General features: G+C 72.9%; 13 protein-coding genes. 2 read left to right on the top strand and 11 right to left on the bottom strand.

Going from position 1 to position 13603, the window contains the following annotated elements:
• Positions 1 to 44 precede the first annotated feature (44 nt).
• The 4 genes from SCAB_RS44590 to SCAB_RS08230 all read right to left on the bottom strand — a co-directional run bounded on the left by SCAB_RS44590 (position 45) and on the right by SCAB_RS08230 (position 4769).
• A complete protein-coding gene (locus tag SCAB_RS44590; protein WP_078580301.1) occupies positions 45 to 452 on the bottom strand; it encodes a gas vesicle protein GvpO in 408 nt (135 codons plus the stop codon).
• A gap of 77 nt (positions 453 to 529) precedes the next feature.
• Positions 530 to 1519 carry a non-homologous end-joining DNA ligase gene (gene ligD, locus SCAB_RS08220; RefSeq protein WP_012999596.1) on the bottom strand — a complete coding sequence of 330 codons (990 nt, stop codon included), beginning with the start codon at positions 1517 to 1519 and terminating at the stop codon, positions 530 to 532.
• Positions 1520 to 1548: 29 nt separating this feature from the next.
• Positions 1549 to 3396 carry a transketolase gene (locus tag SCAB_RS08225; RefSeq protein ID WP_012999597.1) on the bottom strand — a complete coding sequence of 616 codons (1848 nt, stop codon included), beginning with the start codon at positions 3394 to 3396 and terminating at the stop codon, positions 1549 to 1551.
• Positions 3393 to 4769, bottom strand: coding sequence for an NAD(P)/FAD-dependent oxidoreductase (locus tag SCAB_RS08230; RefSeq protein ID WP_012999598.1), 1377 nt, complete (start codon positions 4767 to 4769; stop codon positions 3393 to 3395). The genes SCAB_RS08225 and SCAB_RS08230 overlap by 4 nt, the downstream gene beginning before the upstream one ends.
• A gap of 278 nt (positions 4770 to 5047) precedes the next feature.
• On the opposite strand from SCAB_RS08230, the gene SCAB_RS08235 reads away from it, so the two are divergent.
• Both SCAB_RS08235 and SCAB_RS08240 read left to right on the top strand, forming a co-directional pair.
• Complete coding sequence (locus SCAB_RS08235) at positions 5048 to 6010, top strand: LLM class F420-dependent oxidoreductase (protein WP_012999599.1); 963 nt, start codon at positions 5048 to 5050, stop codon at positions 6008 to 6010.
• Between the two features lie 268 nt (positions 6011 to 6278).
• On the top strand, positions 6279 to 6632 hold the full coding sequence (locus SCAB_RS08240) for a VOC family protein (protein WP_037729764.1): 354 nt from the start codon (positions 6279 to 6281) through the stop codon (positions 6630 to 6632).
• Here SCAB_RS08240 and SCAB_RS08245 read toward each other — a convergent pair.
• The 7 genes from SCAB_RS08245 to SCAB_RS08275 all read right to left on the bottom strand — a co-directional run bounded on the left by SCAB_RS08245 (position 6629) and on the right by SCAB_RS08275 (position 13547).
• A complete protein-coding gene (locus SCAB_RS08245) occupies positions 6629 to 7198 on the bottom strand; it encodes a GNAT family N-acetyltransferase (RefSeq protein WP_012999601.1) in 570 nt (189 codons plus the stop codon). The two genes, SCAB_RS08240 and SCAB_RS08245, sit on opposite strands and share 4 nt — an antisense overlap.
• Positions 7199 to 7248: 50 nt before the next feature.
• Entirely contained in the window at positions 7249 to 7497 is a 249-nt protein-coding gene (locus SCAB_RS08250; protein WP_037729765.1) for a lipopolysaccharide assembly protein LapA domain-containing protein, read from the bottom strand.
• Between the two features lie 72 nt (positions 7498 to 7569).
• Complete coding sequence (locus SCAB_RS08255) at positions 7570 to 8499, bottom strand: S66 peptidase family protein (protein ID WP_037729766.1); 930 nt, start codon at positions 8497 to 8499, stop codon at positions 7570 to 7572.
• The gene (locus SCAB_RS08260) at positions 8496 to 10478 is read right to left on the bottom strand and encodes an LpqB family beta-propeller domain-containing protein (protein WP_041668967.1); all 1983 of its coding nucleotides are present in this window, start codon (positions 10476 to 10478) and stop codon (positions 8496 to 8498) included. Before SCAB_RS08260 ends, SCAB_RS08255 begins: the two co-directional genes overlap by 4 nt.
• A gap of 27 nt (positions 10479 to 10505) precedes the next feature.
• On the bottom strand, positions 10506 to 11855 hold the full coding sequence (locus tag SCAB_RS08265; protein ID WP_012999605.1) for a M20/M25/M40 family metallo-hydrolase: 1350 nt from the start codon (positions 11853 to 11855) through the stop codon (positions 10506 to 10508).
• On the bottom strand, positions 11848 to 12681 hold the full coding sequence (locus SCAB_RS08270; protein WP_012999606.1) for a M55 family metallopeptidase: 834 nt from the start codon (positions 12679 to 12681) through the stop codon (positions 11848 to 11850). Before SCAB_RS08270 ends, SCAB_RS08265 begins: the two co-directional genes overlap by 8 nt.
• A gap of 140 nt (positions 12682 to 12821) precedes the next feature.
• The gene (locus SCAB_RS08275; RefSeq protein WP_012999607.1) at positions 12822 to 13547 is read right to left on the bottom strand and encodes a class I SAM-dependent methyltransferase; all 726 of its coding nucleotides are present in this window, start codon (positions 13545 to 13547) and stop codon (positions 12822 to 12824) included.
• Between the last annotated feature and the right edge of the window lie 56 nt (positions 13548 to 13603).

Raw genomic sequence — 13603 nt, forward strand, 5'->3', positions numbered from 1 at the left:
TGACTGTGGATCTTGTCTGGGAATGTGTTCTGCGGGACCACGGCCTACCGGCGGTGCGGATCGGCCCTCCCGCGCTCGTAGCGGCGGACGCGGCGGTAGCCGGTCAGCTCGCCCCGGGGGTCGAGCTCGACGCGATAGCTCGCGAGCAGGCTCATCGTGTCGGGGACCCTGGCTATCTCCAGGACCTCGACCTCCAGCGTCCAGCCGCTCTCGGTCTGCTCGAACGACGACACGGACTCGGGCGCCATGCCGGTCAGCTCCGCGAGCTGGGTCCGCGCATGACGCAGCACCTGCATGGGGCTGGGCCGGTCGCCCGCCGGTTCCCCGGCGCCGTCCGGTTCCCGCTCCTGATCCTGAGCCGGCTCCCGCTCCGCTTCCGCTTCGTCGGGCTCATCGGGTTCTCGGGATTTACGTGAACTCTGTGTTTTTGCTGTGTTGGATGTGTTCGACATGGCCACCTCGAACACCGAGTGGCCCCACGTCCGTTGGCCAAACCTCTCCCGGCCGGCGCGCGTCCTCGCCGCCGGTCTCAGCCGTGCAGCGCCGCGAGCCTCCGCCGGGCCGGCCCCAGCGCCCGTCCCCTGCTCATCGCCCCGGCCCAGGGGTCGGTGCGGGCCTGGTCGAGGGCGTCCGCGAGGGTCCAGCGGCGGGCGTCGACGGCGGGGTCGGCGAGCTGTTCCCAGGTGAGGGGCGCGGCCACGGGCGCGCCGGGGAGGGCCCGCACGGTGTAGGGGGCGACGGCGGTCTGGGCGTAGGCGTTGCGCTGGATGTCGAGGTAGAGCCGGTCGCCGCGGTCCTTCTTGCGGGCCTCGGTCGTCAGCCGCCCGGGATGGGCGCGGACCAGGGTCCCGGCGATCTCCCCGGCGAAGGCGCGGACCTCGTCGAAGTCCGCGCGGCCGTTCAGCGGCACGACGACGTGGACCCCCCTGGAACCGGTGGTCATCGGCACCGACGGCAGCCTCAGCTCGTCCAACAGCTCCCGTACGAGGACCGCGGCGTCCCGGACCGTGGCGAAGTCGTCGACCGCCGGGTCGAGGTCGACGACCAGCCGATCGGGCCGGTGGACGTCGCCGGTGCGGGAGAGCCAGCGGTGCAGGGTGAGGCAGGCCTGGTCGGCCAGGTAGACGAGGGTGGCCGCGTCCTCGCACACGGGGTGGACGACGGTGCCGCCCTCCTTGGTGACCTCGACGCGCTCGATCCAGTCCGGGTAGTGCCCGGGGGTGTTCTTCTGCATGAACATGGGTCCGTCGATGCCGTCGGGGTGCCGTTCCAGCATCAGCGGGCGCCCGCGCAGGTGCGGCAGCATGAAGGGGGCGACGGCCCGGTGGTAGGCGACGAGATCGGCCTTGGTGTATTCCTTGCCGCCGCCGTCGCCACGGTTGCCGTGACCACGGTCGCCGTCGCCGTCACCACGGTTGCCGTCGCCGTCGCTGTCTCCGCTTCCGGGGAACAGCACCTTGTCCGGCCGGTGGATCTCGACGGTCCGGCGGCCGACCCGCATCCGGTGGGTGTTCGCCATCGCCTGGCTCCCTTCCGTCGACGCGGTGTTCAGGGCGCGATCGCGTACTCCACCAGCAGCCGCCCGGCCACCGCGATCGCCTCCGCGTCGATGCCCGCCTCGCGCAGTTGCTCCTCGGGGGAGGCCGAGCCCGGCATCGTACGGACGGCGAGCCGGACCAGGCGGGGCACGGGGCGGCCGTCGAGGAAGGCGTCGAGAACCGCGTCTCCGAGGCCGCCCTCCTCGTGGTGGTCCTCGACGGTGAGGATGCAGCCGGTGCGTTCGGCGGCCTCGCGCAGGGTGCGGCGGTCGACCGGCTTGACCGAGTAGAGGTCGATCACCCGGACCTGGATGCCCTCGGCGTCCAGCGCATCGGCGGCCTTGAGGGCCTCGTGGACGGTGACCCCGGCGGCGACGACGGTCAGCCGGTCGGTGTCCGAGGCGCGCAGCACCTTGCTGCCGCCGACCGGGAACTCCTCGGTGGGGCTGTAGAGGACGGGCAGGGCTCCCCGGGACGTCCGCAGATAGCGGATGCCTTCGAGGCCGGCCATGGCGGCGACGAGCCGGGCGGTCTGATTGGCGTCGCACGGGTACAGCACCGTGGAGTCGTGCACCGAGCGCATCATCGCCAGGTCCTCCAGCCCCATCTGCGAGGGCCCGTCCTGGCCGATGGCGCACCCCGCGTGGGAACCGACGAGATTGAGGCCGGACCCGCTGACCGACGCCATGCGGATGAAGTCGTGCGCCCGGGTGAGGAACGCCGCGAACGTGGAGGCGTACGGCACCCAGCCGCGCGCCGCGAGCCCGACCGCCGCGGCCACCATCTGCTGTTCGGCGATGTAGCACTCGAAGTACCGCTCGGGATGTTCCTTGGCGAAGAGCTCGGCGCGGGTGGAGTCGCCGACCTCCCCGTCCAGGGCGACGATGTCACCGCGCGCGTCGCCGAGCGCGGCGAGCGCCTGGCCGAAGGCGTCGCGGCTGGCGACCTCGTCGCCGGTCTCGAAGCGCGGCAGTTCCAGGTGCCCGGTGCGGACGGCGTGCAGCATGCGGGCGGCGGGCGGCTGCCGGACCTCGACGCGCAGGTCGGTGACGCCGCCGAGTTCCGCGATCGCCTCGTCCGCGTCCTTGAGCGGCTTGCCGTGCAGGCCCTCGCGGTCCTGGACGGCCTCGACGCCCTTGCCCTTGAGGGTGCGGGCGAGGATCACGGTCGGCTGGCCCACGGTGGACGCGGCCTCGCCGTAGGCGCGGTCGACGGCGTCCACGTCGTGCCCGTCGACCTCGATCGTGTGCCAGCCGAAGGCCGCGAAGCGGCGGGCGTAGGCGTCGAGGTCGTGCCCGTGCCGGGTGGGTCCGCGCTGCCCGAGCCGGTTGACGTCGACGATCGCCGTCAGGTTGTCCAGGTGCTCGTACGCGGCGTGTTCGGCGGCCTCCCACACCGAGCCCTCGGCGAGTTCGCTGTCGCCGCACAGCACCCACACCCGGTAGCCGGTACGGTCCAGCCGTTTCCCGGCCAGCGCGATGCCGACGCCGACGGGCAGGCCCTGGCCCAGCGAGCCGGTGGCGGTCTCCACCCACGGCAGCCGCCGGGGCGTGGGATGCCCTTCGAGCCGGCTGCCCAGTTTGCGGAACGTCATCAGCTCGGTCTCGCTGATCGCGCCGGCCGCCCGGTACGCGGCGTACAGCAGCGGCGAGGCGTGCCCCTTCGAGAGCACGAAACGGTCGTTCCCGGGGTGCTGCGGGCGTTCGAAGTCGTACCGCAGATGCTTGGCGAGCAGCACCGCCATCAGGTCGGCGGCCGACATCGACGACGTCGGGTGCCCGGATCCGGCCGCGCCGGACGCGCGCACGCTGTCCACCCTCAACTGCTGTGCCAGCTCGCTCAGTCGACGGCTGTTCATGACGCTCCTTCCGAAGGTTCGGCGTCTCGGGGCCCGCTCCGCTCACGGTCCGGTTCCGCGCCCGGCGCTCCTGCCGGCATCCTCGCCAGCTCCGGCGACGCGGTGTCCAGGGGGACCGACCAGGACCGTACGAGGCCCAACTGGACTCCCTGGCGGGGCAGTACGGCGTCGAGCAGCCAGTCGGCCGCGACCCGGACGCGGTTGCCGGGCATCGCGGCGAGGTGGTAGCCCCGGGTGACGGCGCCGGCGGCCACGCCGGACAGCGGTACGCCCAGGGGGTTGGCGGCGGCCTTGACGCCGCCGAGGTCGACGACGAAGCCGAGGTCGCTGTGGCGGTAGGGCCTCGGCTCGCCCCGGCCGAGGGAGGCGGCGACATTGAGCGCGGCCACCCTGCCCTGCCGCCAGGCGTGCTGGGCGGTCATCGGCGTGTACTGGCCCGGCTTGGTCAGATCGGGCACGGCGGCCGCGTCGCCGCAGGCGAACACCTCGGGCCTGCCGGGCACCTGCAGCGTGGGTTCCACCAGCAGCCGGCCGCGCTCCATCGGCAGCCCGAGCGACTCGGCGAGCGGATCGGGCCGCACGCCCACGCACCACACCAGCGTGCGCGTGTCGACGAACTCCCCGTCGCTCAGGAGCACTCCGTCCTCGGTCGCCTCCTTCACGGAGGTCTCGGTGCGCACGTCGACTCCCCGCTGCCGCAGCACCTCGTCGGCGGTCCGCGACAGCTTCTCGTCCATCTCGGGCAGCACCCGTTTCGCGATGTCGACCAGCACCCAGCGCGGCCGGACGCCTCCGCGCAGCGGCTGCTGCCGGGCCAGTGCGTCGGTGAACATCTGGCCCTGGGCGGCCACCTCGGTGCCGGTGTACCCGGCGCCGACCACCACGAAGGTGCAGCGCGCGCGGCAGCTCTCGGGGTCCTCGCTGCCGGCCGCCAGCTCCACCTGCCGGGTCACGTGGTCCCGGAGGTACAGCGCCTCGGGCAGTCCCCGGAAGCCGTGGGCGTGCTCGGCGACACCCGGGATCGGCAGCAGCTTGTTCACGCTGCCGGCCGCGAGGACCAGCCGGTCGTAGGTCAGCGTGCCGGTCCCGCCCTCGGGGTCCGTGTACCGCACGGTGCGCGCGTCGAGGTCGATGTCCCCGGCCTCCCCGAGCACCAGGCGCACATGGCGCAGGGTGCCGGTGAGGGAGACGGTCACCCGGCGTGGCTCCAGGACACCGGCGGCGACCTGCGGCAGCAGGGGCAGATACAGGAAGTAGTCGGTCGGGTTGAGCAGGGTGATGTCGGCCTTGTTCCGGGTCAGCCGCGCGAGGGTGCGGGCGGTCCGGTATCCGGCGAAGCCGGCGCCGACGATCAGGATGCGGAGTCGGCTCACGGGTTCGCCTCCGGCGGGGTCGCGCATACGGGGTCCTCGGAGTCCTTGAGGCGTACGGGTCGGGTCCTGTGGCGTACGGATCTGCGGCGTACTGGTCTTCGGCGTACGGATCCTGTGGCGTACGGATCGTGTGACGTACGGACCTTCCGCGTCCCCCTGGGCAGGGCGCCCAAACCGGACGGGCCCGGCCCGTCCGGTTGGTTTCCGCCCCGGCCCCCGGGTACCCGGACGCCGAACCGACCCCGTCCCGACCGCACATGTCGCGGAGGTGCCCCCCCATGCCCGAGTACGGATACTTCCTGGCGACCGAGGAGTTCGGTCCCACGGAGCTGATCGAGCAGGCGAGGATGGCCGAACAGGCCGGATTCGACTGTCTGTGGATCTCGGACCACTTCCATCCGTGGAACGACGCCCAGGGCCAGAGCCCGTTCGTCTGGTCCGTGATCGGCGCGCTGTCCGAGGCCGTGTCACTGCCCGTCGAGACGGCGGTGACCTGCCCGACCGTGCGGATCCACCCGGCGATCGTCGCGCAGGCGGCGGCGACCTGCGCGGTGATGACCGGGGGCCGCTTCCGTCTCGGCATCGGCTCGGGCGAGGCGCTCAACGAGCATGTGCTGGGCACCCGTTGGCCTCCGGCGGACGTCCGCCTGGAGATGCTGGAGGAGTCGGTGCAGGTGATGCGGCGGCTGTTCACCGGCGAGGAGGTCACCCATCGCGGCCCCCACTTCACGGTGGAGAACGCCCGCCTCTACACGCTCCCCGACCAGCCCGTGCCGATCGACATCTCCGGCTTCGGCCCCAAGGCCACCGCGCTCGCCGCCCGGGTCGGCGACGGCTTCATCACCATGGGCCCCGACGAGGAGCTGGTCACGCAGTACCGCAAGGGCGGCGGGGGTGCGAACCTCGTCAGCGGCGGGACGAAGGTGTGCTGGGGCACGGACCGGGACGCGGCCGTCCGCCGCGTCCGCGGGCTCTGGTCGAGCCAGCTCCTGCCGGGTGAGATGGCCCAGATCCTGCCCACCCCGAGCCACTTCGAACAGCTGGAGCCGATGGTCACCGAGCAGATGGTGGGCGAGAACACGGTCTGCGGCGACGACGTGGACGAACACGTCGCCGAACTGCGGGCGTTCGCCGACGCCGGTTTCGACCGCGTCTACGTCAGCCAGATCGGCCCGGACCAGCGGGGCTTCTTCGACTTCTACCGCACGAAGGTGCTGCCGCGGCTGCGGGACGCGGGCTGAGCGGAGGGGGCGTCCTCGGGTGCGTCTTCGGGTGCGGGTCCGGTGGGGCTTCTCGCGCAGTTCCCCGCGCCCCTGAAAGCCCAGGCCCTGCGGGCCCGAAAAGCACGGGGCGCAGCCCCTGCTTTTCAGGGGCGCGGGGAACTGCGCGACCAGCCCCCACCGGACCCGCACCCGCTCACGAGAACGAGAAGGCACCCCCTTCGGCGATCCCCCTCGATCCGCGCGATTCGATCACCGTCCCCGCCCGGCCCCAACTACGCTCGTGCACATGGAGATTCTCGGTACCACGCTCCGCATCTGCGTCGAGGACCTGGAAGCGGCGGTCCCGTTCTACGAGAGACTCTCGGGCGGACCGGCGATGCGTTTCGAACGCGGTGGCGTCCAGGTCGCCGCGGTGGGCTGCTTCCTGCTGATGAGCGGTCCGGAGTCGGAGCTGGAGGTCCTGCGGAAGGTCACCGCCACCCTCGCCGTCGAGGACGTCGACGAGGCCCACCGGGTCCTCGCCGACTCCGGCGCCCAGGTGCTGGCCGGCCCGATCCCGACCCCCGTCGGCCGCAACCTGATCGCGGTCCATCCGGACGGTTCGGTCTACGAGTACGCCGACCGCCGGGCGACGGGCTAGCCCCGGCCCGGATCCCGGTCACCGGGACCGGCGCCTCGTAGCGGTCCCGGTCGTTCCATCTCCACCGTCAGTGCCCATCGCTGGTGGTCCCGCCACGCCCCGTCGATGAAGAGGAAGTCCGGCGAGAACCCCTCCAGCCGGAAGCCGCACCGCCGGGCCAGCGCGATGGAGGCGGCGTTGCCCGGCTGGACGTTGATCTCCAGCCGGTGGAGCCCCATGAAGTCGAACGCGTAGTCGACGACCAGTCCGAGTCCCTCGCACATCAGCCCCCGCCCGGCGGCATGCGCGAAGGCCCCGTAGCCGAGGGCGCCGCTGCGGAAGCCGCCCTCCACGATGTTGTTGATGTTGATGAACCCGGCGATCCCCCCGCCGTCCCGCTCGCACACGAGGTACCCGGCCTTCGTCGGATCCCCGGTGAGCCGCGCCGCGTAGGCGGCGTACGCGGCGGGGGTGGCCGGCGGGAACAGCCACGGACGGTGCAGATCCCTGCTCTCCCGCACCCGCGCGGTGAACTCGGAGCCGTCCTCGGGCGTGAAGTGCCGGATCCCGACGCGGGATCCCATCATGAGGTGACGAACATGTGCGGACACCCCGCCACGGTACGTCGGACCGGGTGTCACCTGCGCCGTCTCATGAAGAACGCTCCGCACACCGCCCCGACCAGGCCCGTCCCCAGCAGCGCCAGCCACAGCGGCATGGTGACCTCGGTGACCAGCAGTTCGATCTCGGTGCTCTGCGTGTTCTGGAAGATGAAGACCAGCGCGAGGGCCGCGAGCAGACCCATGAGGACCCTGCCGGGTGTCAGCAGGTCGCCCCACCGCCTGCGCCGGTGCGTCCCCACCCGTTCCGATGTCTTCGGGCTCATGTCTCCAGGATGACGCGGGTCGCCGGGACCCGCCCGGTGGGAGGTCCCGGCGGGGGCCCGCGGCGCCGGCCGTCAGACCAGCGCCGGCTCGTCCAGGGTCAGGGTCCCCGCCTCCGCGTCCAGCTCCGCCGTCACCCCGAACGGGATCGTCAGCGCCCCCTCCCCGTGCCCGAACCCGAACTCCTCCACCACCGGCACGCCGAGCCCGCCGATCCGGTCCACGAGCAGGGCCCGCACCTTCTCGTACGGTTCGCACTCCGCCCAGGAGCCGAGGACGACGCCGGCGACGCCGTCGAGCCAGCCCGCGCGCAGGAGCTGGGTGAGGTAGCGGTCCAGTCGGTAGTTCTCCTCGCCGACGTCCTCCAGGCAGAGGAGGGCCCCCCGGGCGGAGGGGCGGGCGTGCGGGTTGCCCAGCTCGGCGGCGAGCAGGCACAGACAGCCGCCGAGGAGGACGCCCCGGGCGCGGCCCGGCAGCAGGGCGGTGCTCCCCTCGGCGGCCCGGATCGTGCGGACCGTCTCGGGGGCGAACAGGGTGGCGCGCAGATGGTCCTGGGCCCGGGTGTTCTTGATGAAGTCGACGCCCGCCGCCATGGGGCCGTGCAGCGTCACCACTCCCGCGCGGGTGGCGAACGCCTCGTGGAGTGCCGTGATGTCACTGAACCCCACGAGGGCCTTGGGGCCCGCCGCGCGGATGGCGTCCCAGTCGAGCAGATCGGCCATGCGCTGGACGCCGTAGCCGCCGCGGGCGCAGAACACGGCGGACACGGACGGGTCGCACCAGGCGGCCTGGAGGTCGGCGGCCCGGTCGGCGTCCGTACCGGCGAGGTAGGGGAAGTCGGGGTGCCGGTCGAGCGTGTGCGGGGCGACGACGGGGTCGAGGTCCCAGCCGCGCAGGATGTCCAGCCCGGCGCTGAGCCGCTCCTCGGCAACCGGCCCGCTGGGGGCGACGACGGCCACACGGGCACCGGGGGCGAGACGGGCGGGTCTGGTCAGTGGTGTCACTTGGTGAGCTCCAGAGTAGGGATTGCCGGAGGATTCAACCCGAAGACCTGCGCGTACAGCGAAAGCTCCGCCTCCAGGACCCGCACCGTCGTCTCCGCCCGCCGGAAGCCGTGCCCCTCCCCCTCGAAGGCGATGTAGGCGTGCGGCACCCGCCGCTCCTGCATCCTGGCCAGGAACCGCTCGCACTGCGCGGGCGGGCAGATCACGTCGTCGAGGCCCTGGAGCAGCAGGAACGGCGCGGTGATTCGGTCGGCGTGCTCGCTCGGCGAGCGCTCCACGTACCGCATCGGCTCCTGCGCGAGCGGCCCCACCAGGCTCTCCAGATACTGCGACTCGAAGTCGTGGGTCTCCCCGGACGCCCAGGTCGTGAGGTCGAGGATGGGGTACAGGATCGTTCCGCAGGCGTAGACGTCGGTCGTGGTGAGGGAGACGGCGGCGGTCCAGCCACCGGCGCTGCCGCCCCTGACGGCGAGCCTGGTCCGGTCGGCGGTGCCCTCGTCGGCGAGGGCGAGCGCCACCGCCGCGCAGTCCTCGACGTCCACGACGCCCCACTGTTCGCGCAGCCGGTTGCGGTACTCCCGCCCGTACCCGGTCGACCCGCCGTAGTTGACCTCGGCCACCCCGATGCCGCGGGAGGTGAAGTAGGCGATCGCCAGGTCGAGGACCAGGGGTGCCCGGCTGGTGGGCCCGCCGTGCGCCCAGATCACGTACGGCGGCAGTTCGGTGCTGAAGGCGACGCAGCCGGGGTGGTGCGGCGGATAGACGTGCGCGTGGATCTCGCGTCCGGCGGGGCCGAGGAAGGAACGGATCTGGGGCTCGGGGTAGTAGGTGGGGTCGACCGGGTCGTCGTGCGCGGCCCCGATCACACGGGCGTCGCCGGTGGCCGCGTCCAGCTCGACCACCTCGTAGGCGCTGCGGGGGCTGGCTCCGATGCCGATGACACGGCTGCCGTGCACGGCGAGCGACGGGGCGAACTCCGTCCACGGCCCAGCGGCGTCGACGATCTGGCCGGTGTCCAGGTCGAGGATGCCGAGCGCGGTGGCGCCCCGCCCGTGCACCACGGCGGCGAGCCCGTCGTCCATCAGCGCGAACCAGCGCCAGCCGATCTTCCACAGCGGCCCGCCGAACTCCTCCTCCCGCGCGCACAGGGGCGTGCGGTCCCCGCTGTCGGGGTCGAGTCGGTAGAGGTTCCAGTAGCCGGTGGTGTCGCTGGAGTGGATCAGGGTCCCGTCGGCCGCCCATTCGGCCTGGGCCACCGACTCCTCCGGGCCGCCCGCCAGGGTCCGGGGCTCGCCCAGCCGGCCGTCCCCGGTCACCTCGGCGACCAGCAGCGAGGTGCCGTCCCACGGCATGCCCGGGTGGTCCCAGGCCAGCCACGCGGCGCGGCGGCCGTCGGGCGAGAGGCGCGGGCCGCTGACGAACCGCCGGGTGTCGTCGGTGAGTTCGCGTACGGCCTGCCGGTCCTCGGCCGCCGAGCCGTCCAGCGGCACCGCGGCGACGACCCGCCGGACGTCGGTGGGTCCGTCCCCCGTGAACTCCTCCAGGACGCACCACACCTCGTCGCGTTCCGGATGCGGTCGCGGGTCCGCCCAGCGCAGACCCCCGCCCACCGGCGACACCGGGGTGAGCGGGACGGGTTCGCCGCCGGGTGCGAACCGGTAGAGGCGCTGGTCGGCGTGGTTCACGAAGACCACGAGGGGGCCGTCGTCCCGCATGACTCCGGCCCAGGGCAGGCCGCCGTACTCCATCACCCGGCTGCGCACGTTCCACGGAGCCGGCAGCACCGACTCCTCCAGGCCGTCGGCCGTGCGCCTGACCAGGGTGCGCCGGCCGCCCTCGGCGGGCCGGGGCTCGGTCCACCAGACCTCGTCGCCGACGAAGCCCACGAACTCGGGTTGCCCGTCGTGCGCGGCGGCGAGCGCCGCGTCGATCGGCGAGGGCCAGTCGCCGTACGCCAGGGTCTGCATCCTGTCCCCCATCTCCCACGGTCCCCCGTGTGCCATCGCTCAGGCCGTCCGCAGGAAGCGGTCGAGCACGCGGACGCCGAAGTGGAGCGCCTCGACGGGGACGCGCTCGTCCACCCCGTGGAACATCGCCGCGTAGTCGAAGCCCTCGGGCAGCTTCAGCGGCGAGAAGCCGTAGCCGGTGATGCCGAGCCGGGAGAACTGCTTGGCGTCGGTGCCGCCCGGCATGCAGTACGGCACCACGTGCCCCTCGGGTGCGAACTCCTCGACGGCGGCCCGCATCCGCGCGTACGTCGGCGAGTCCACCGGCGCCTGCAGGGCCACTTCCCGGTGCTCGAACTCCCATTCCACGTCCGGGCCGGTGAGCAGGTCGAGGGTCTCCCTGAACTCGTCCTCGCCCCCGGGCAGGAACCGCCCGTCGACGCGGGCGACGGCCTCCCCCGGAATGACATTGATCTTGTAACCGGCGTCCAGCATCGTCGGGTTGGCGCTGTTGCGCACGGTCGCCTCGACCAGGGCGGCGGCCGGACCGAGCTTGTCCAGGAGCCGGTCGACGCCGCCGGGGCGGTCGAGGTCCGCGTCGACGCCGTACAGCGTGGCGAGGGCGGTGAGGGCCGCACGGACGGTCGGGGTGAGCCGCAGCGGCCACTCGTGCGCGCCGATGCGGGCGATGGCGGACGCCAGCCGGGTCACCGCGTTGGTCCGGTTCACCTTGGAGCCGTGGCCGGCCCGGCCGCGCGCGGTGAGCTTCAGCCAGCCGGTGCCCCGCTCCCCGGCCGCGATCGGGTAGATCCTGCGGCCCGCGCCGTCGTGGAAGGTGAACGCCCCCGACTCGCTGATGCCCTCGGTGCAGCCCTCGAAGAGTCCGGGGTGCGCGTCGGCGAGGAAGCCCGAGCCGTCGGCGGCGCTCGCCTCCTCGTCGGCGGTGAACGCGATCACCACGTCCCTGCGGGGCCGCACGCCGGTGCGCGCCCAGTGCCGGACGACCGCGAGGATCATCGCGTCCATGTTCTTCATGTCGACCGCGCCCCGGCCCCACACCACCCCGTCGCGGATCTCCCCGGAGAACGGGTGCACGGTCCAGTCCGCGGCCTGCGCGGGCACCACGTCCAGATGACCGTGGACGAGCAGCGCGTCCGCCGACGGGTCGGTGCCCTCGATCCGGGTCACCACGTTGGTCCGGCCCTCGGTGCGCTCCAGCAGGGTGGGCTCGGGGCCGGCCTCGGCCAGCAGCGCGGCGGCGTACTCGGCCGCGGGCCGCTCACGGCAGTCCCCGCCGCCGCGGTTGGTGGTGTCGATACGGATGAGGTCGGAGGTGAACCGGACGACCTCGTCCAGCGCCTGCCGCTCCGTGGACTCCGCCGTCTGCGGGAGCCGTGCCGACTCAGCCATATGTCTCCTCCACCGCGGCCGAGACGATCGTGGTGACCGCCTTGAACGTACGGATTCCCTCGTACATGGTCGGGCTGGTGTACGCGATCCTGCGTTCACCGGTACGGGTCACGCCCGGGACGACCGTCGCCGCCATCGCCAGGTGCTCGGCGTCGAACTCCAGCGCCACGGTGAACGGGCCGCCCCTGACCGGAGCGTGCCGCACGGCGAGCGAGGCGGCCTCCTCGGCCGCGGCGCGGATGTCGGCGGCCGTTCTCGCCGGGGTGCGGCACACCGCCGCGTACCGCGACACATGGTCCTTGACCGCGACTTTGAGCGCCTCGGGCGCATACCCCAGGGCGTCCTCGCACGCCACGTCGTCGCCGGTCACCAGCACCACCGGTACCCCGTACTCGGCCACGACATGCGCGTTGAGCAGTCCCTCGCTGGCCCGCTCCTCGTTCACCCAGACCCCGGTGATCGAGTTGGCCAGGTAGGTGTGGGCGAGGACGCCCTCCATGCCGGCGCCCGCGTGGTAGCCCACGAAGGCGATGCCGTCCACGTCGCCGTGCTGCACGCCCTCCACCATGGACAGGGCCTTGTGCCGCCCGGTGAGCATCTGCGCGCGCTCGTCCAGCTCCTCCAGCAGCAGATTGCGCATCGTCCAGTGCGCCTCGTTGATCAGCACCTCGTCGGCGCCGCCGTCCAGGAAACCGAGCACGGCGGCGTTCACGTCCGAGGTGAACATCGAACGGCACCGCTCCCACTGCGGTGTCCCCGGCAGGACGTCGGCCGGCCAGGTGACACCGGTGGCGCCCTCCATGTCGGCGCTGATGAGGATCTTCATGGCTCGAAACCGTACGCGTTCGCGCCGATCCGTGGCAGACCTGTGGATAACTCTCACCGTCACGGCCCACGGACGCCCCCGGGAGGGCCGCGGGGCCCCTTCCGGGGCCCCACGTCGTGTGCTTCCACACCGTGCGCTTCCTAAGCCGTGCGCCCCGCCACGTACCACCTCGACGGCAGTTCGATCCGGGTGCCGTCCGCCGTGTGCTCCGTGGTGATCAGCGGAAGCTCGCCCTGGGCGACGAGGGTCAGGCCGGCGGCCCGCAGGTACTCCGGGACCGCGGCGTCGCCGACCTCGCCCGGGGCGATCCCGTGACGCAGGACGGGGGCCAGTTTGGCCGGAGGGCCGCCCGGCCCCTGGGCGAGCCCCATCAGAACGGGTCGGGCGGCCTCGGCGAGTTCGACGAGACAGACCCGGCCCCGCTCGCCCAGCAGCGTGGCCACCGTGTCCGCGAAGCGCTGCCGGTCGTCGGGCTCGCACTGGTGGAGCACACCGCGTACGTAGACGTTGGCGTCGCCGAGGTCGGCGTGCAGGGCCTCGGTCTGTGTGCCGTCGGCCGCGTCCAGCGCGCGGTAGTCGGCCCGGCCGTCGGGGTCGGCGCGGCGGGCCAGGTCGACGGCGGCGGCGGAGAGGTCCACGCCGATCACCCGGGAGAAACGGTCGGCCAGGTAGCGGGTCTGTGTGCCGTTGCCGCAGCCGAGGTCGACGAGCGGCAGGTCCGGGGTGGTCAGATGGGGCTCGAACAGGGCGAGATGGACGGCGGCGGTCCGTTCGGGCCCGGCGTCCCAGAAGACCTCCCCCGGTCCGTCCGGGGCCTCCCGCCAGAACCCCTCCCAGGCTTCCCGGTACCGACTCGTCACGCTCATGCCCAACCCCCCGGAAACAGCGTCGCGGCCGCCGCCGCGGCGGCCCAGATCGGTCT

Origin of the sequence: Streptomyces scabiei 87.22 (assembly GCF_000091305.1) — a bacterium.
Classification (GTDB): Bacteria; Actinomycetota; Actinomycetes; order Streptomycetales; family Streptomycetaceae; genus Streptomyces; species Streptomyces scabiei.